Below are 17,625 nucleotides of genomic sequence, written 5' to 3'. Positions count from 1 at the left end.
CCGGCAGGCAGTCCGGTGGGGCGGGGCGCGGCAGCCCGCCCGGTGACGCGGGCGCTGCGGGGTGGCTGAATCCTGCCCATCCGCCCGGGCCCGGGCGCAGGCGCCCGCCAGGTCCGGGACGGGCCGCCCGGAGGGCCCGCCGTCGGGTGCGGGCCCTCCGGGGCCGGGGCCGGGACGGCCCGTTCACGCCGCACCGTTGACTCCGTCGGCGCCGGTCCCGATGATCGCCCGCATGGCGACGAACCCGATACCCCGGTTCCCGGCAGGCTTCCTCTGGGGCGTGTCCACCTCGGCCCACCAGATCGAGGGCGCGGCGGACGAGCGCGGCCCCTCGGTGTGGGACGCGTTCGCGGCCGAACCGGGGCGGATCAAGGACAGTTCGACCGCGGCGGTGGCCTGCGACCACTACCACCGCTACCCCGAGGACGTGGCGCTCCTGCGCGACCTGGGCGTGGACGCGTACCGCTTCTCGGTCTCCTGGCCGCGCGTCGGCTCCCCGGGCGGACTGGACTTCTACGACCGGCTGGTCGACGAGCTGTGCGCGGCGGGCGTCCGCCCCGTGCCGACCCTCTTCCACTGGGACCTGCCGCTCGAGCTCGACTGGCTCGACCGGGACACCGCGGAACGCTTCGCCGACCACACGGCCCTGGTGGCGGCCCGGCTCGGTGACCGGGTCACCAAGTGGATCACCCTCAACGAGCCCGCCGAGCACACCCTGTTGGGCCACGCCCTCGGCGCCCACGCGCCCGGCCGGCGGCTCCTCTTCGACGCGCTGCCGGTGGCCCACCACCAGTTGCTCGCCCACGGCCTGGCCGTACGCGCCCTGCGGGCGGCCGGCGCCTCGGACATCGGCATCGCCAACTCGCACGGCCCGACCTGGCCCGCGTCCGGGGAACCGGCCGACGTGGAGGCGGCCGGCTTCTACGACCTGCTGCTCAACCGGCTGTTCGCCGACCCGGTGCTGCTGGGCCGGTACCCGGACGGCATCGCCGAGTTGATGCCCGGCAGCCCCGAGGACGTGGCCGCGGACCTGAAGGTCATCGGGGAGCCGCTGGACTGGTACGGGATCAACTACTACGCGCCGACGCGGGTGGGGGCGCCGCAGGGGGCCGAGATCGAGTTCGGCGGTCTGACGATGCCCGCCGAACTCCCCTTCTCGGTAAGGGAGATCGACGGCCACCCGGTCACCGACTTCGGCTGGCCGGTGGTCCCCGCGGCACTCACCGAACTGCTGCTGGACTTCCGCGGCCGGTACGGCGACCGGCTCCCGCCCGTGGTCATCACGGAGAACGGCTGCTCTTACGAGGGGCTCGACGACCAGGAGCGGATCACGTTCCTCGACGGCCATCTGCGGGCCCTGCACCGCGCGGTGGAGGCCGGCGTCGACGTACGCGGGTACTTCGTGTGGTCGCTGCTCGACAACTTCGAGTGGGCGGAGGGGTACGCCCGCCGCTTCGGCCTCGTCCACGTCGACTTCGGGACGCAGGAGCGGACCCCGAAGGCGTCCTACGGCTGGCTGCGCGAGGTGCTGCGGGCGCAGCGCTGACGGACCGCGGCGGGGCCCCGGCCGGGCCGCTCCCCGGCCGTCCCGTCCCCCGAGGGGGCGGGCGCGGACGGCCGGGCGGGAGCGGGACCGGTCAGAAGCCCAGCTTGCGGAGCTGGCGCGGGTCCCGCTGCCAGTCCTTGGCGACCTTCACATGGAGGTCCAGGAACACCGGCGTGCCGAGCAGCGCCTCGATCTGCTTGCGCGACTTGATGCCGACCTCCTTCAGGCGCTTGCCCTTGGGCCCGATGACGATGCCCTTCTGGCTGGGCCGCTCGATGTAGACGAAGGCGTGGATGTCCAGGAGCGGCTTGTCGGCGGGCCGGTCCTCGCGGGGCAGCATCTCCTCGACGACGACGGCGATGGAGTGCGGCAGCTCGTCGCGCACCCCTTCCAGCGCGGCCTCGCGGATCAGCTCCGCGACCATGACCTGCTCCGGCTCGTCCGTCAGGTCGCCCTCGGGGTAGAGCGCGGGGCCCTCCGGCAGCAGGGGCACGATCAGATCGGCCAGCAGGCCCACCTGCTCGTCGCCGACCGCCGACACCGGCACGATCTCGGCCCACTCGAATCCCAGCTCGGCGCCGAGCTGGTCGATGGCGATGAGCTGCTCGGCGAGGGTCTTGCCGTCCACGAGGTCGGTCTTGGTGACGATCGCGATCTTCGGCGTCTTCTTGATCGACGCCAGCTCCTTCGCGATGAAGCGGTCGCCCGGGCCCAGCTTCTCGTTCGCGGGCAGGCAGAAGCCGATGACGTCGACCTCGGCCCAGGTGGTGCGCACGATGTCGTTGAGCCGTTCGCCCAGCAGGGTGCGCGGCTTGTGCAGGCCGGGGGTGTCCACCAGGATCAGCTGGGCGTCCGGCCGGTGCACGATGCCGCGCACCGTGTGCCGCGTCGTCTGCGGCTGGTTCGCCGTGATCGCCACCTTCTGGCCGACCAGAGCGTTCGTGAGGGTGGACTTGCCCGCGTTGGGCCGGCCCACGAAGCAGGCGAAGCCGGCGCGGTGGGGTGCCCCCGAGGATTCCGGCGGCTCGGATGACTGGGTACGAACGCTCATGGCGCCCATTGTCCCTGATCATCGGAGCCCTGCCGCACCCCGAGCCGCCCCGGGCCGCGCGCCGGACTCCCGAGGGCGTCGCCCTGTCATGAATCGTCCGGGAAAGACCCGTCGTGGCCGGCGGCACGATCGGCGTACCCAGGACCGCGTGCCGACCCGGGCTGGCCCGACACGCGCGGACGATCCGGCCTCCGGCCGACTCACGACCGGACGACGACCGACGACCGACGACCGACGACGACAGAGCTACCGAGCGACCGGCGGCGGGGCGACGGCCGACCGGCGCCACGACGGCCCGGGCGGCGCCCGGCGGGAGGACGTAGGGACCGGCCGGGAGCGCCCTCGCGCGGGCCTTACGGCGCGGGTCCCGAACGCCTACGATCACGGGGCTCGGGACCGGCGCCCCGGTCTCCCCGTCCCCGCCGCGCAGAAGGTCGAGCCCCAGGCATGAGACTCATCACCGCGATCGTCAAGCCGCACCGGTTCGACGAGGTCAAGGCCGTTCTCCAGGAGATGGGCGTGAACGGGCTGACCGCCACCGAGGCGGGCGGGTACGGGCGGCAGCACGGCCACACCGAGGTGTACCGGGGTGCCGAGTACCGGGTCGACCTCGTGCCCAAGATCCGTGTCGAGGTCGTGGTGGAGGACGCGGACGCGGAGTCCGTCATCGAGGCGGTCGTGCGGGCCGCCCGCACGGGGAAGATCGGCGACGGCAAGGTGTGGGCCGTGCCGGTGGAGACGGTGGTGCGGGTGCGGACGGGAGAACGCGGCCCCGACGCGCTCTGACCGCCCCGCGGGCGCCGCGGCGCCCGCGGGGCGGTCAGACGGGAGCGCGTGGCGCCCAGGCCGCGGGGCCTGCCGGGACCCCGGGCCGCGATTGGCTACTCGAACACGAACGGGCCGGGCGCCTGCGGCCCGGCGGCCGTACAGGTCACCGTCAGCCCGAAGATCACCATCTCCAGGGAGCCGCCGAAGGCCTCCAGGCTGTCGCCGGGGGCGACGGTGCCGCTCAGCGGGCCGACCGTGACGGCGTCGCCGGTGGCCATGGGCGGGTTCTCGGTGCCCGTGAAGGCGGTCGTGCCGCCGCCCGCCGCCACCAGGGTGAGCGTGGAGGTGATCGAGTCCTCCGCGAGGGCGAGCGGGGCGGTGATCGAGGAGGTCACGGTGACGGTGGCGGCCGAGCCGTCCTGGGTGGCCGTGAGCGTGGCGGTACCGCCGCCGTAGACGCCGCAATCGGCGGTGATCGTGGCGGTCACGGGCACCACGGCCGCGGCGCCGGGGGCGAGGGCCAGCCCGGCGGCGAGGGTGCCGGCGGCCAGCGCCGCGCCGATGCCGAATCGCTTGCTTCTCATGGGATTCCCTTTCCTTGCGCGGGAATTGCCTGATGGGGACGGCCGACGGGCCCATGGTCGTCCTGGCACGCGGACCTGCCGCCGGGGCACTCGGCCGCCGGCGACGGTGCGGGGATGCGCGCGGGCCGCCGCGGCACACCGCGGACGGTGTGCGGCGCGCCGCGGGGCAACGGATCTGACGGTCCGTCGGAAGAACTGCCGTCCATTGACGCGCGGGCGGCCGGTGATTGCAAGAGAAGCGGTAGGGGTACTTCCGCTCGGTGGCGGATGTGGCCGAAGTCGTTCGGTGGGGCGCCAGGGTCCCGGGGCGGGCCGTTCAGCCGGTGGTGACCGTCCGCCCGACCACGCCGTCGGGGCCCGCGACCAGCACGGGGGTGCCCGGACCGCCGAGGTCGCGCACGGCCGCGAGGTCGTCCTCGGAGACGGCCGACTCCCCGGTCACCACGGCCGCCGCCTCCAGCGACTTCGCGCCGGAGGCCACGGCCATGGCCACGGCGGTCCGCAGCGCGCTGAGCCGCAGGGACGGCAGCTCCACGGTGCCGGCGACATAGGTGCGGCCGGTCTCGTCGCGTACGGCGGCGCCCTCGGGCACACCGTTGCGGGCCCGTGCGGAACGGGCCAGGGTGACGATCTTGCGGTCCTCGGGGTCGAGCGCGCTGCTGTCGGTCATGCCCAGAGCATACGAAGCCCCGCCGCCGGTCCGCCCGGCGGTCCGCGGCGGTCCCGGAACCCGGGCTCCGGGACCGCCGGCGAGGGACAGGACCGCTGGTGAGGGACGGCCCGGAAGCGGAGGGGCGGGCCCGGAGGCGCAGGGGACGGCACCCGGCCGGGGTCAGGGCCGGTCGAGCCTCAGCCGCTCGGCCCTCGGGAGCCCGGCCACCACCAGGTCGTACGAGTCCTCGACCAGCTCCCGGACCAGGCCGTCCGGCAGCCCGCCGTCCACCGTCACCGTGTTCCAGTGCCGCTTGTTCATGTGGTAGCCGGGGATGACCAGGCCCTCGTACTCGCCCCGCAGCCGCACGGCGTCCTCGGGGTCGCACTTCAGGTTGGCCGTGAGCGGGCGGGCGTCCAGGTCGGCCAGCGCGAACATCCTGCCGAGCACCTTGAAGACCGAGGTCCGCGGTGTGAAGGGGAACTCCTCGACGGCCGCGTTGAAGGACAGGCACAGCGCGCGCAGTTCCCGCGGGGTCATTCCGGCTTCTCCTCCTCGGGAGGCCCGGCCGGACCCACGGGCTCCACCAGCACCGTGACGATCTTGTTCCGGCGGCCCGCGGCCGCCTCGGCCGTCAGCCGCAGCTCACGGCGGTCGGGCAGCTCGACGACCGACGACGCCCCCGCGATCGGTACCCTCCCGAGCGCCTTCGCGAGCAGCCCGCCCACGGTCTCCACGTCCTCGTCGTCGTACGCCTCGAAGCCGTACAGCTCGCCGAGGTCGCCGATGTCCAGGCGCGCGGTCACCCGGTAGCGGTCGTCGCCGAGGTCCTCGACGGGCGGCAGCTCGCGGTCGTACTCGTCGGTGATCTCGCCGACGATCTCCTCCAGGATGTCCTCGATGGTGACGATCCCGGCCGTGCCGCCGTACTCGTCGATGACGACGGCCACGTGGTTGCGGTCCTGCTGCATCTCGCGCAGCAGGTCGCCGGCGTTCTTCGTGTCGGGGACGAAGGCCGCCGGGCGCATCGCCGTCGACACCAGCTCGCTCTCGGCGTCCCGGCTGATGTGCGTCTTGCGGGCGAGGTCCTTCAGGTACACGATCCCGACGATGTCGTCCTCGTTCTCCCCGGTGACCGGGACGCGCGAGAAGCCCGACCGCAGGGCGAGGGTCAGCGCCTGGCGGATGGTCTTGTACCGCTCGATGACGACGAGGTCCGTCCTCGGGACCATGACCTCGCGCACGAGGGTGTCGCCCAGCTCGAAGACGGAGTGCACCATGCGGCGCTCCTCGTCCTCGATCAGGGACTCCTTCTCGGCCAGGTCGACCATGGCCCGCAGCTCGGCCTCGGAGGCGAACGGGCCGCGCCGGAAGCCCTTGCCGGGCGTCAGGGCGTTGCCGATGAGGATCAGCAGCGGCGGGATCGGGCCCATCACCCGGGCCAGCGGGAGCAGCACGTACGCGGCGGCGGTGGCCGTGTTCAGGGGGTGCTGACGGCCGATGGTGCGCGGGGACACCCCGACGGCGACGTACGAGACGAGCACCATGACGCCGAGGGCGACGGCGAGCGCCTCCCACGTCTCGGTGAACTCCTGGAGGCAGGCGTAGGTGACCAGCGCCGCGGACGCCATCTCGCAGGTGATCCGGACCAGCAGCGCCACGTTCAGGTAGCGGGTCGGGTCGGCGGCGACCTGGGCGAGCTTGGCGCTGCCGCGCCGGCCGGACCGTACGGCCTCCTCGGCCCGGAAGCTGGAGACACGCGCCAGCCCGGCCTCCGCGCACGCGGCGAGCCAGGCGACGACGACCAGGGCGACCGCGCCCGTGACGAGTTGGGGGCTCATGAGACGGTCGGGGCCGGGGACGGGCCGGTATGGCCCTTCTCCGTGCGCCAGCCGTCCACGATGGCCGCCTGGAGGCCGAACATCTCGGCCTTCTCGTCGGGCTCCTCGTGGTCGTAGCCCAGCAGGTGCAGCACCCCGTGGACGGTGAGGAGCTGGAGCTCCTCGTCCATGGAGTGCTGCGTCGGGGCCTCCCGGCCCTGCCGCTCGGCGACCTCCGGGCACAGCACGATGTCGCCGAGCAGCCCCTGCGGCGGCTCCTCGTCGTCCTTCGACGGGGGCCGCAGCTCGTCCATCGGGAACGACATGACATCGGTCGGACCCGGCAGGTCCATCCACTGGATGTGCAGCTGCTCCATGGCGTCGGCGTCCACGACGATCACCGAGAGCTCGGAGAGCGGGTGGATGCGCATCCTCGCGAGGGCGTAGCGGGCGATGTCGAGGATCGCCTGCTCGTCGACCTCGGTTCCGGACTCGTTGTTGACGTCGATCGACATGGTCGCGCTGGTCTACTTCCGCTTGTTACGGGCGCCCGTGTGGGCGCCGTTCTCCGTACCGTTCAGGCTGTCGTACTTCTCGTACGCGTCGACGATACGGCCGACCAGCTTGTGCCGGACGACATCCTGGGACGTCAGCCGGGAGAAGTGGACGTCGTCGAGGCCCTCCAGGATGTCCTGGACCTGCCTCAGCCCGGACTTGGTGCCGCTCGGCAGGTCGACCTGCGTCACGTCGCCCGTGATCACGATCTTCGAGTCGAAGCCGAGCCGGGTGAGGAACATCTTCATCTGCTCGGGGCTCGTGTTCTGGGCCTCGTCCAGGATGATGAAGGCGTCGTTGAGCGTCCGGCCGCGCATGTAGGCCAGGGGCGCCACCTCGATGGTCCCCGCCGCCATCAGCCGGGGGATCGAGTCGGGGTCGAGCATGTCGTGCAGCGCGTCGTACAGCGGGCGCAGATAGGGGTCGATCTTCTCGTAGAGCGTGCCGGGCAGGAAGCCCAGGCGCTCGCCGGCCTCGACCGCGGGGCGGGTCAGGATGATGCGGTTGACCTGCTTGGACTGCAGCGCCTGCACGGCCTTGGCCATGGCGAGGTACGTCTTGCCGGTGCCGGCGGGGCCGATGCCGAACACCACGGTGTGCTTGTCGATGGCGTCGACGTAGCGCTTCTGGTTGAGCGTCTTGGGGCGGATCGTGCGGCCCCGCGAGGACAGGATGTTCTGCGTGAGCACCTCGGCCGGGGTCTCCTGGCCGTCGCCCGTCCCGTTCTCGCTCGCCCTGAGCATGGCGATCGAGCGTTCCACTGCGTCCTCCGTCATCGGCTGCCCGGTGCGGAGCACCAGCATCATCTCGTCGAACAGCCGCTGGACGAGGGCCACCTCACCGGCGTCGCCCACCGCGCTGATCTCATTGCCCCGGACGTGGATGTCGGCCGCCGGGAAGGCCTTCTCGATCACGCGCAGGAGGGAGTCCCCGGAACCCAGCACGGTCACCATGGGGTGTTTGGCCGGGACGGTGAAGTGCGCTCGGGACTGCCCCTGCGCGGGGGTGTGAGCTGTGGGTGTCTGCGTCATGGGCCGGCTCTGAAGGCCTGCTCATCCTCCTCGGTGAGGCACGCTTGCCAGTACGGCGGCGCTGTGCATACAAGAGTACGACGGGGGACCGACAACGCCGAGGGAGTTTTCCGGGGCACCTCTCGCCTCACGCGGAACGCCGGAAGCCGATCGTGGGCACCGCGCGCCGCAGGGGCCACGCCCGGGTCGTGCGCGGCAGCAGGCCGTCCAGGAAGGCGTACCGGCCGAGCGCCGCCGGGTCCTGGTCGTCGTAGGACTGCACGCGCCGCCACCACGCGGCGATCTCCGACCATCCGGGGGCCGACAGGGAGCCGCCGAAGTCCTGGACGGACAGCGCGGCCGTGAGGCCGCCGAAGGCCAGCCGGTCGGCGAGCGGCCAGCCGGCCAGGGTGCCGGTGACGAATCCGGCGACGAAGACGTCACCCGCGCCGGTCGGGTCCAGGGCCTCGACCTCGATGGCCGGAACCTCGGCGGTCTCGCCGGTCCGGCCGTCGACGGCGTACGCGCCCTCGGCACCGAGCGTGACGACGGCGAGCGGCACGTGGTCCGTGAGCGCGTGGGCCGCCGCCCTGGGGCACGAGGCCCCGGTGTACCGCATGGCCTCCTGCGCGTTCGGCAGGAACGCCTCGCAGTGCGCCAGGTCGGGCAGTCCCGCGAGGTCCCAGCGGCCGGTGTCGTCCCAGCCGACGTCGGCGAAGATCCGGGTCCCCCGGCCGGCGGCCTCGGCGATCCACGGCGCCCGGACGCCGGGGGTCAGCGAGGCGACGGCGGCCCGGGCGCCGGGCGGGCAGTCGGGCGCCGTCCCCTCGGGCGGCGGCTCGTGCCCGTGGCTGACCATCGTGCGCTCCCCCTCGTACGCCATCGAGACGGTGACCGGGGAGTGCCAGCCGGGCACGGTGCGCGAGGTCGAGAGGTCGATGTGCTCGCCCTGCTCCAGGGCGTCCCAGCAGTACTCCCCGTAGTGGTCGTCCCCGAAGGCGGCGGCGAGCGAGGTCCTCAGCCCCAGCCGGGCCAGGGCGGTGGCCATGTTGGCGACGCCGCCGGGGCTCGACCCCATGCCCCGGGCCCAGGACTCGGTGCCGCGCACGGGCGCGGAGTCCAGGCCGGTGAAGATGATGTCCAGGAAGACCGTGCCGGTCAGGTAGACGTCCCAGGGCGGGTCGCCGGGGCCGCGCAGCGCGGCGAGCGGGTCGAACCGGGCCTGTCGCCCCGGCCCCTCTCCGTCGGACGCGGTCACGGTGCGCTCCCCTGCGGTGGTGCGGATTCAGGCCAGTGTGCACCAAACACTCCGCGGGACGGGGAGCGTCACGCCGGGCCCTCCCCGACACGTACGCCCCACGGGGGCGCGGCGCCCGCCGCTCGGCCGCCCCGCGTCCTTGCCGGGGCCCGTGGCGCGCCGCGGCCGTCCCGGGGCGCCCCCGCGTCCGCCGGGAGCCGCCGCGCCCCCACCGGCGGGCGGCCCCGCCCACGCTCCCACCAGCGGAAAGACCGTGGTTACCCCCAGCCGTCCCGCGCAAACAAAACGTGCCCGGGATCACACCCTGCGCCTCTCACGCCGTGCCCGGCCGCTTGATACAAATTGCCCGCGCGTCCCTGTCCGTCGACGGCCGCACCAACTCCCTCCCCCGAGCCGCCCTGTCCGTCCGCACGCCCTGGGAACGCCCGTGTCCGCCCGCACCACCGCCCCGCCCTGGCCCCTCGTCGCCCTTTTCACGGCGGGATACCTGGCCCCGTACCTGCTGCCCACCACCGTCGGCAGGCTCGACGCGGCCCTGCCGATCTCCGCCACCCAGGCCGGCGTCGTCGGCAGCGCCCTGCTCCTCTGTTCGGCCGCGGCGGGCTTCGCCCTCGCCTCCCGGGTGCAGCGACTGGGCCCCCGCCGACTGGCCCGCGCGGGGCTGCTCCTCGCCGTGGCGGGCTACGGGGCCGCCGCGCTGTCGACCAGCGTGCCCGTCGTCGTCGCCTGCGCCCTCGTCGGCGGTCTCGGCTCCGGCACGTCGACCGCGGTCGCCGCGGCGGGCATCGCCTCCCACCGCGATCCGCACCGCGTCTCCACCCTGGGCCTGCTCGGTGTCTCCGCCCTGGCGGGAGCCGTCTACCTCACGGTTCCGCACCTGGGTCCGGGCCACGGCCTCCCCCTCGGCGCGACCGCCCTGACCGCCGCGCTGGTGTGGCCCGCGACGACCCGGCTGGCGGGCCCCGGCAGCCCCGCGGCGAGCACCCCGGACGACGGCGCCCCCGCCGCCCGGGCGCGCCTCCCGCACCGCCGGGCCGGGCTGGTCCTGGCCGCCGCGATGCTCTGCTGGTCCCTGGCCCAGAACTCGCTGTGGGGCGTCAGCAGCCACATAGGCACCCGGCAGGCCGGTCTCACCGAGGCGACGGTCGGCATGGTCTTCGCGGCGGCCCTCGGCGCGGGCCTGCTGGGCGTCCTCGGCGCGGGCGCTCTCGGCTCCAGGCTCGGCGGGGCGCTCCCCATCGGTGCCGGCACCGCCCTGATCGCGGGCTGCATCGCGGCGAGCGCGAGCGCCGACGGCCTGGCGTCCTTCGCGGCGGGCGAGATCGCCTGGAACGCCCTCTACCCGGTGGTCCTGTCGTACCTCATCGGCCTCGCCGCGTCCCTGGACCCGCGCGGCCGCTGGGCGGTCCTGGTGGGCTCGGCGTCCTCGCTCGGCACGGCCTGCGGCCCGCTGACCGGCAGTCTGCTCTCCGCGGCGGCCGGCTACCCGGCGATGGGCCTGGTCCTCGGCGGCGCCCTGCTCCTGCTGGCCCCGGCCCTCGCGGCGGTCGCCCTGCGCACCGCCGGGCGACCGCCGCGTCCGAGCACGGTGCTGCGCGCGGGCGGCGCCGGGCAGCCGGTCGTGGAGATCACGGTCGACCACGCGCTCCCCGCCCGCCGGGAGTTCGGCGCGGCCGGTCCGGTGCACGCGGCCGCCGCGCCGGCCGCGCCGCCCCTCTGAGACCACCTCTCCCTAGACCGCCCCGACCGCCCCACCGGTACCGGCCCCCGAGACCGCCCACTCGGCCGGCGCCCCGGAACGGACGGCGCCGTACGGACCCGCCCGGGGCCCGCGACCGGTGCCCCTACTCGAACTCGTAGGCCTCCACCTCGGCGATGTACCGGGCCCGCCGCTCCTCGTCGTGCTCCAGGAAGGAGGCGACGAAGGAGTTCCGGGCCAGGTCCCGCAGGCGCTCGGGGGAGAGTCCGAGCGCCTGGCGCACGGCACGGAAGTTGTCCCCCGCGTACCCGCCGAAGTACGCGGGGTCGTCGGAGTTGACCGTGCACAGCAGCCCGGCGTCGAGCATCGCGGGCAGCGGATGCTCCTCCAGCGCGTCGACGGCACGCAGCCGCACGTTGGACAGGGGGCACAGCGTCAGCGGCACGCGGTCCCGGACGAGCCGCGCCACCAGTTCGGGGTCCTCCATGCACCGGAGTCCGTGGTCGACGCGCTCGACGCCGAGCACGTCCAGCGCCTCGGTGATGTACTCGGGCGGCCCCTCCTCGCCCGCGTGGGCGACCCTGCGCAGTCCGAGGGCGGCGGCGGCCTCGTACACCTCGCGGAACCCGGCCGGCGGGTTCCCGACCTCGGCGGAGTCCAGGCCGACGCCCACGATCCGGTCGAGGTACGGCCTCGCCGCCTCCAGCGTGCTCATCGCGGACTCGGCGGACTCGTCGCGCAGGAAGCACATGATCAGCCCGGTGGAGATCCCGTGCGCGGACTCGCTGCGGTCGAGCGCCCGGCCGAGCCCCTCGACGACCGTCCCGATCCCGACGCCGCGCGCAAGGTGCGCCTGCGGATCGAAGAAGATCTCCGCGTGCCGCACGCCCTGCGCGGCGGCCCGAGCGAGATAGGCCTCGGCGAGGTCCTCGAAGTCCTCCTCCGTGCGCAGCACGGCCATCAGCCCGTAGTACAGGTCCAGGAACGACTGGAGGTCCTCGAAGAGGTACGCCGCGCGCAGTTCCCCGGTGTCCGCGTAGGGCAGCGCGACACCGTTGCGCGCGGCCAGCTCGAAGGCCAGCTCGGGCTCCAGGGTGCCTTCGATGTGGAGGTGCAGTTCAGCTTTCGGGATGGACATCGAAGCATCGTACGACCGTTCACCCCAAGTATCGAAAAGGGTGCGGACGGCAGACCTGTCGTCACCGTCGTCGCCGTCGTCGCCGTCGTCGCCGTCGTCGCCGTCGACACCTTCCGCCCCCTCGGGACCGGTGGCCCTCACCGCCGCCCCGGGCCGCCCCGGGCCGCCGCGGGCCGCCGCGGTCACCGCCGCTTCGGCAGCGGCACCCTCAGCAGGTCGTGCGCCACCGTCAGCTCGCCCTCGAAACCGGCGGCCCGCGCCTGCCGCTCGAACTCGTCGGGTTCCGAGTACCGCTGGCTGAAGTGCGTGAGCACGAGATGCCGTACGCCCGCGTCCCGCGCCACCGCCCCGGCCTGGCCCGCCGTGAGGTGGCCGTGGTCGGCGGCGAGCCTCACGTCCTCGTCCAGGAAGGTCGACTCGACGACGAGCATGTCGCACCCGTCGGCCAGCGCGTACACCCCGTCGCACAGCCGCGTGTCCATGACGAACGCGAACCTCTGCCCGCGCCGCACCTCGCTGACGTCGGCGAGCGCGACGTCCCCCAGCGCGCCCTCACGCTGGATCAGGCCCACGTCCGCGCCCGTGATCCCGTGCGCGGCGAGCCGCTCCGGCAGCATCCTCAGCCCGTCGGGCTCGACCAGCCGGTAGCCGTACGACTCGACGGGGTGGGAGAGCTTGCGGGCTTCGAGCACGTACGCCTTCGTGGTCGCGAGGACGCCGTCGGCGCTGACCGGGGCCTCGGTGAGCGGGACCGTCTCGCGGTAGGCGGTCGCGTACCGCAGCCGGTCGAAGAACTGCCGTCCCGATTCCGGGTAGTGCGCGGTGATCTCGTGCGGCACCCGGTCGAGGTTGATCCGCTGGATCACGCCCGCGAGGCCGAGCGAGTGGTCGCCGTGGAAGTGCGTGACGCAGATCCGGTGCAGGTCGTGCGCCGCGACCCCGGCGCGCAGCATCTGCCGCTGGGTCCCCTCGCCGGGGTCGAAGAGGATGCCCTCGCCGTCCCAGCGCAGCAGATAGCCGTTGTGGTTGCGGTGCCTGGTCGGCACCTGGCTGGCCGTGCCGAGCACCACCAGTTCGCGTACGGACACGTCGGTCTACCCGTGTTCCTTCCCCGGCCGCCGGGCTATCCGGGCGGCCACTGCATACCGCGTCCGCCGAGCACGTGGGCGTGCGCGTGGAAGACGGTCTGGCCCGCGCCGCTGCCGGTGTTGAAGACGACGCGGTAGCTGTCGAGCTGCTCGTCGGAGGCGACCTCGCCGGTCTCGCGCACCACGTCGGCGAGGATCGCCGGTTCGGCGGCAGCCAGGGAGGCCGCGTCCGGGTGGTGGACCTTCGGGATCACCAGGACGTGGCTCGGCGCCTGCGGGTTGATGTCCCGGAACGCGACGGTCGTCGCGGTCTCGCGGACGACGGTCGCCGGAATCCTCCCGCCGACGATCTTGCAGAACAGACAGTCGTCCTGCGGTTCCCCTGCCATGCGCGGCCTCCTCACACTGGATGATCGGTGCGTCGGCATCGTATCGACCAAGGGTCGTTCCCGGCCCGTGGTGGCGCGCGTCCCCGGAAGCCGGCGGCCCCCGGATGCCGCGGCCCCGGAACGCGGTCCGTCCCGGGGCTCGTGCCGTCACCCGGTGCCGGTGCCCCGTCCGCCCCGGGTCACTCCTCGTCCCCGCCGGGCCGCTCCTCACGGGGTTCGGGTCCCGGCAGGGCGGGGGCCGTCTTCGCCGGGGTCTCGCGCAGCGCCTCCAGCGCGATGCGGATCGCCTCGTCGAGCTGTACGTCGCGGCCGGCCGCGTGGTCGTGCGGGGCCTGGACCACCTCCACGTCCGGGTCGACGCCGTGGTTCTCCACGCCCCACTCGTAACCCTCGAGCCAGAACGCGTACTTGGGCTGGGTGACGAGGGTTCCGTCGACGAGCCGGTAGCGGCTGTCGATGCCGATGACGCCGCCCCAGGTGCGGGTGCCGACCACGGGTCCGATGCCGAGCGCCTTGATCGCCGCGTTGACGATGTCGCCGTCGGAGCCGGAGAACTCGTTGGCGACGGCGACGACGGGCCCGCGCGGCGCGTCCTCCGGATAGCTGGTGGGCCGCATGCCGCGGGCCAGGTCCCAGCCGACGATGCGGCGGGCGAGCTTCTCGACGACGAGCTGGGAGGTGTGGCCGCCGCGGTTCTCGCGGACGTCCACGACAAGGCCCTCGCGGGCGACCTCGACACGCAGGTCGCGGTGGATCTGGGCCCAGCCGGGCGCCTGCATGTCGGGCACGTGGAGGTAGCCGAGCCTGCCCCCGGACTTCTCGTGGACGTAGGCACGCCGGTCGGCGACCCACGCGTGGTAGCGCAGCGGCTCCTCGTCGGCCACCGGCACCACGACGGCGTGCCGCGGGTCACCGCCGCCGGCCGGGGAGACCGTCAGCTCGACGGGCTTGCCGGCCGTGCCGACGAGCAGCGGGCCGGGCCCGGCCAGCGCGTCGACGGGGTGCCCGGAGACGGCCACGATGGCGTCCCCGGCACGCACCGCGACACCGGGCGCGGCGAGCGGCGACTGCGCCTCCGGGTCGGAGGTCTCCGAGGGCAGGACGCGGTCGATGCGCCAACTGCCGTCCTCGTGACGGGAGATGTCGGCGCCGAGCAGGCCCTGGCGTTCACCTCCGCCGTATCCGCCGCGCGGCATGACGTACGCGTGCGAGGTGCCCAGCTCGCCCTGCACCTCCCACAGCAGGTCGACGAGGTCGTCGTGGGTCGCGACGCGGGCGAGGACGGGCCGGTACCGGTCGAGGACACCGTCCCAGTCGACCCCGGCCAGGTCGGGCCGCCAGAAGTTGTCGCGCATCAGGCGGCCGGTCTCGTCGTACATCTGCCGCCATTCGGCGGCCGGGTCGACGCTCTGGCGCACACGCGACAGGTCGACGGTGATGTTGCTGTCGCTCTCGTCGTCGTTCGACGCGCGCCGGTCGCTCGGTACGACCTTGAGCTTGCCGTCGGTCCACAGCAGGATCCGCCTGCCGTCGCCGGTGACCCTGAAGCCGTCCGCGTCGGAGGCGAGGTGCTCGACGCGCCGCTGGGCGAGGTCGTAGCGCTCCAGGTCGGTCTTGGGGTCCGGGTCGTCGGGGGTGGCGCGGGAGGCGCCGAGCACGCCGCGCACCGGGTGCCGCAGCCACAGGAGCCCGTCCTTGGCGGCCTTCAGACCCGAGTACCGGGCGGCCTCGACGGGGAAGGGCACGATGCGGTCGGCGAGTCCCTCGAGGTCGATCCGGGTGGCGGGCGAGCCCTCGCTGTCGGGTGTCTCGTCCTTGTCCGGCGCCTCGAAGGGGCGGCCGTGCCGCTGCGGCCCGAAGGGCGAGGGCGTCGTGGCGGCGAGGGTGATGAGGTGCGGCCGCGAGCCCCCGACGAAGGCGAGGTCGAACACGTGCTCGTCGTAGACCGGGTCGAAGGCCCGGGCCGACAGGAACGCCAGGTGCTTGCCGTCGAGCGTGAACGCGGGCGCGTAGTCCCTGAAGCGCAGCGGGGTGGCCTCGGTGACCGACAGGTCGGCGGTGTTGGCGAGCTTGAGCTGGCGCAGCGGCCGCGGACCGGGGTGCGACCAGGCGAGCCAGGCCGAGTCGGGCGAGAAGACGAGCCCGGAGATCTCTCCGTCGTCGCTGCTGTCCACCTCCCGCACCTCTCCGGTCTCGCGCTCGACGAGCAGCACCCGTCCGTCGTGCGTGGCGACCGCCGCGCGGCTGCCGTCGGGGGCCATGGCGAGCCCGAGCACGCGGCCGAGCCGGCCCGCGGCGAGCCTTCGCGGGGTCGCGCCCGGGGCGGCGCCGGTGGCCGGGGCGAACTCCAGGGCGTCGTCGCCCTCGGCGTCCGTCACCCACACCACGTGCTCCTCGCCCTCGGCGCGGAACGTACGCGGAAGCCGCGCCCGTACACCCGGTTCGGCGGCGAGCGCGCGGGCGGGGCCCGAGCGGTGGGTGACCCAGTGGACGGCTCCCCGCACGGCGACGGCGCTGCCGCGTCCGGTGTGGTCGGGCGCGGCGGCGCCGAACCAGCGGGACGCGTTGACGGGGTGCGGCTGGAGGTCGACGCGCTGCCCGCCGAGGCGGATGTCGAGCCTGCGCGGCTCGGCGCCGTCGAGGTCGTCGAGAATCCACAGTTCACCGGCGGAGGCATGGACGACACGGGTGCCGTCGGTGGACGCGTGCCGGGCGTAGAAGCCGTCGACCGCGGTGTGCCGGCGCAGGTCCGAGCCGTCGGCGAGGGACGAGTAGACGGCCCCGACGCCCTCGTGGTCGGACAGGAAGGCGATCCGGTCGCCCACCCACGACGGGTACTCGATGTTGCCGTCGAGGTCCGCGTGCAGCCGCTCGAACCGCCCGGCCGCCTCGCCCTCCCCCTCGATCCACAGCTTGCCCGCGGTGCCGCCCCGGTAGCGCTTCCACCAGGCGGCCTCACGGCCCATGGGCGCGGAGAGCAGCACCGTACGGGGCCCGTGGGCGACGTCGCCCACGGGGCCGTAGGGCAGGGTGTCGGCGGGTCCTCCGTCGAGCGGCACGGACCGCGCCCAGCTCCTGCGCAGGCTGGCCTGCCCCTGCGTGCTGAGCGCGAGGACCCGCCCCTCCGAAGTCCAGCCGCGCACCTGGGTCCGCCAACTGCCCCAGTACGTCAGGCGGGTGGTGGACCCGCCGTCGACCGGGGCGATGTGCACCTCGGGCGCTCCGTCCCGGGTGGAGGTCCAGGCGACGGTGGTGCCGTCCGGGGAGATCCGCGGATGGCTGACCGGGACGTTGTCGGCGCTCACCCGCCAGGCGCGACCGCCGTCGAGCGGCGCGACCCAGACGTCGTCCTCGGCGGTGAAGGCGAGCAACTCGCCCTGCAGATGGGGATACCTGAGGTATGCGGAGGATGCAGGCTGTGTCACCCGATCACCCTATGCAGCGCTCCTGTCCGCGGCCAGGCCTTTGGATCACTTGCCCTCGAAGCAGGAGCACGTCGGGTTCGGGTACGCGGTGACGGTCCGCGTGACCGTGACGGTCGGCACGGGCTGTCCGGGCGGCGGGGTCGTCCGGGCGCCGACCGGTGGCGTGCCCGCGCGGCAGTTGCCGAGGACGGCGAGACGGAACCGCTCCTTGCCGTCCACCCTGGCGGTCAGGTCGCCGCGCACGCAGGTCCCGTTGACCTCCTGGGTGACCCTGCCCTTGATGGTGATGTCCCCGCCGTCCTTCGTCTCCCCCACGCAGTCGACGGTCGCGACACTGCGCGCGCTGGGCGAGCTGCCCGCCGTGACCTTGTCCCCGTAGGACGCCGTGCAGGTGAGCCACCGCACGTCGACGCCCCGTCTCTCCAGCTCCTTGGTGCCCGTCTGGTCGGTCGTGATCGCCACCGCGGCCGTGCTGAGCCCGTCGCCGGGCTCGCACGCCGTCAGCCCGAACACGGCCGCCACCGCGACCAGGCCCGCCAGGGAACCCCGGCGGCCACTCGGACGACGCCTAAAACGCCTCAATGCCCCCATGCACGGCAGGGTGCCACCCCTGCGCGGGCGGCGGTAGACCGCATGCGGCCA

Annotated in this window: 16 protein-coding genes; 3 read left to right on the top strand and 13 right to left on the bottom strand. The window is 73.9% G+C overall.

Annotation, left to right across the window (positions count from 1 at the left end):
* Nucleotides 1-220 precede the first annotated feature (220 nt).
* Nucleotides 221-1,546, top strand: a complete 1,326-nt coding sequence (locus IE265_RS11595) for a GH1 family beta-glucosidase (protein WP_373302933.1) — start codon at nucleotides 221-223, stop codon at nucleotides 1,544-1,546.
* Between the two features lie 91 nt (nucleotides 1,547-1,637).
* Here IE265_RS11595 and era read toward each other — a convergent pair whose 3' ends face one another.
* Nucleotides 1,638-2,606, bottom strand: a complete 969-nt coding sequence (gene era, locus IE265_RS11590; protein ID WP_190035374.1) for a GTPase Era — start codon at nucleotides 2,604-2,606, stop codon at nucleotides 1,638-1,640.
* A 438-nt stretch (nucleotides 2,607-3,044) separates the two neighbouring features.
* Here era and IE265_RS11585 point away from each other — a divergent pair, with 438 nt between their 5' ends.
* On the top strand, nucleotides 3,045-3,383 hold the full coding sequence (locus IE265_RS11585; protein WP_190035373.1) for a P-II family nitrogen regulator: 339 nt from the start codon (nucleotides 3,045-3,047) through the stop codon (nucleotides 3,381-3,383).
* Nucleotides 3,384-3,478: 95 nt separating this feature from the next.
* Here the strand turns inward: IE265_RS11585 and IE265_RS11580 are convergent, their stop codons facing one another.
* The 7 genes from IE265_RS11580 to IE265_RS11550 form a co-directional block, all read right to left on the bottom strand.
* Nucleotides 3,479-3,949: a hypothetical protein gene (locus tag IE265_RS11580; protein WP_190035372.1), complete on the bottom strand. Its 471-nt coding sequence runs from the start codon at nucleotides 3,947-3,949 to the stop codon at nucleotides 3,479-3,481.
* A 316-nt stretch (nucleotides 3,950-4,265) separates the two neighbouring features.
* Nucleotides 4,266-4,619 carry a cytidine deaminase-like protein gene (locus tag IE265_RS11575; protein ID WP_190035371.1) on the bottom strand — a complete coding sequence of 118 codons (354 nt, stop codon included), beginning with the start codon at nucleotides 4,617-4,619 and terminating at the stop codon, nucleotides 4,266-4,268.
* A gap of 162 nt (nucleotides 4,620-4,781) precedes the next feature.
* Entirely contained in the window at nucleotides 4,782-5,141 is a 360-nt protein-coding gene (locus IE265_RS11570) for an MmcQ/YjbR family DNA-binding protein (RefSeq protein WP_190035370.1), read from the bottom strand.
* On the bottom strand, nucleotides 5,138-6,442 hold the full coding sequence (locus IE265_RS11565) for a hemolysin family protein (RefSeq protein WP_190035369.1): 1,305 nt from the start codon (nucleotides 6,440-6,442) through the stop codon (nucleotides 5,138-5,140). The genes IE265_RS11570 and IE265_RS11565 overlap by 4 nt, the downstream gene beginning before the upstream one ends.
* Nucleotides 6,439-6,936 (bottom strand): rRNA maturation RNase YbeY, encoded by a 498-nt coding sequence (gene ybeY / locus IE265_RS11560; protein ID WP_190035368.1) that lies wholly within the window; start codon nucleotides 6,934-6,936, stop codon nucleotides 6,439-6,441. The genes IE265_RS11565 and ybeY overlap by 4 nt, the downstream gene beginning before the upstream one ends.
* Before the next feature lie 12 nt (nucleotides 6,937-6,948).
* Nucleotides 6,949-8,007: a PhoH family protein gene (locus IE265_RS11555; protein ID WP_190035367.1), complete on the bottom strand. Its 1,059-nt coding sequence runs from the start codon at nucleotides 8,005-8,007 to the stop codon at nucleotides 6,949-6,951.
* 127 nt (nucleotides 8,008-8,134) lie between these two features.
* On the bottom strand, nucleotides 8,135-9,244 hold the full coding sequence (locus IE265_RS11550; RefSeq protein ID WP_190035366.1) for a carbohydrate kinase family protein: 1,110 nt from the start codon (nucleotides 9,242-9,244) through the stop codon (nucleotides 8,135-8,137).
* A 427-nt stretch (nucleotides 9,245-9,671) separates the two neighbouring features.
* Between IE265_RS11550 and IE265_RS11545 the strand changes: the two genes are divergently transcribed.
* A complete protein-coding gene (locus IE265_RS11545) occupies nucleotides 9,672-10,964 on the top strand; it encodes an MFS transporter (protein WP_190035365.1) in 1,293 nt (430 codons plus the stop codon).
* Nucleotides 10,965-11,088: 124 nt separating this feature from the next.
* Here IE265_RS11545 and IE265_RS11540 read toward each other — a convergent pair whose 3' ends face one another.
* From IE265_RS11540 to IE265_RS11520, 5 genes are all read right to left on the bottom strand, one after another.
* Nucleotides 11,089-12,081, bottom strand: a complete 993-nt coding sequence (locus IE265_RS11540; RefSeq protein ID WP_190035364.1) for an adenosine deaminase — start codon at nucleotides 12,079-12,081, stop codon at nucleotides 11,089-11,091.
* Nucleotides 12,082-12,263: 182 nt separating this feature from the next.
* A complete protein-coding gene (locus tag IE265_RS11535) occupies nucleotides 12,264-13,169 on the bottom strand; it encodes a ribonuclease Z (protein ID WP_190035363.1) in 906 nt (301 codons plus the stop codon).
* Nucleotides 13,170-13,204: 35 nt separating this feature from the next.
* Nucleotides 13,205-13,558, bottom strand: a complete 354-nt coding sequence (locus IE265_RS11530; protein WP_190035362.1) for a histidine triad nucleotide-binding protein — start codon at nucleotides 13,556-13,558, stop codon at nucleotides 13,205-13,207.
* A 179-nt stretch (nucleotides 13,559-13,737) separates the two neighbouring features.
* Nucleotides 13,738-16,983, bottom strand: coding sequence for a S41 family peptidase (locus tag IE265_RS11525; protein WP_190035361.1), 3,246 nt, complete (start codon nucleotides 16,981-16,983; stop codon nucleotides 13,738-13,740).
* A gap of 45 nt (nucleotides 16,984-17,028) precedes the next feature.
* The gene (locus tag IE265_RS11520; RefSeq protein ID WP_190035360.1) at nucleotides 17,029-17,574 is read right to left on the bottom strand and encodes a hypothetical protein; all 546 of its coding nucleotides are present in this window, start codon (nucleotides 17,572-17,574) and stop codon (nucleotides 17,029-17,031) included.
* Nucleotides 17,575-17,625 lie beyond the last annotated feature (51 nt).

The sequence above is a fragment of the Streptomyces fructofermentans genome (assembly GCF_014651055.1).
GTDB lineage: Bacteria > Actinomycetota > Actinomycetes > Streptomycetales > Streptomycetaceae > Streptomyces > Streptomyces fructofermentans.
Note: the sequence above shows the minus strand (reverse complement) of the source record. Positions and strands in the feature narration are given on the sequence as shown.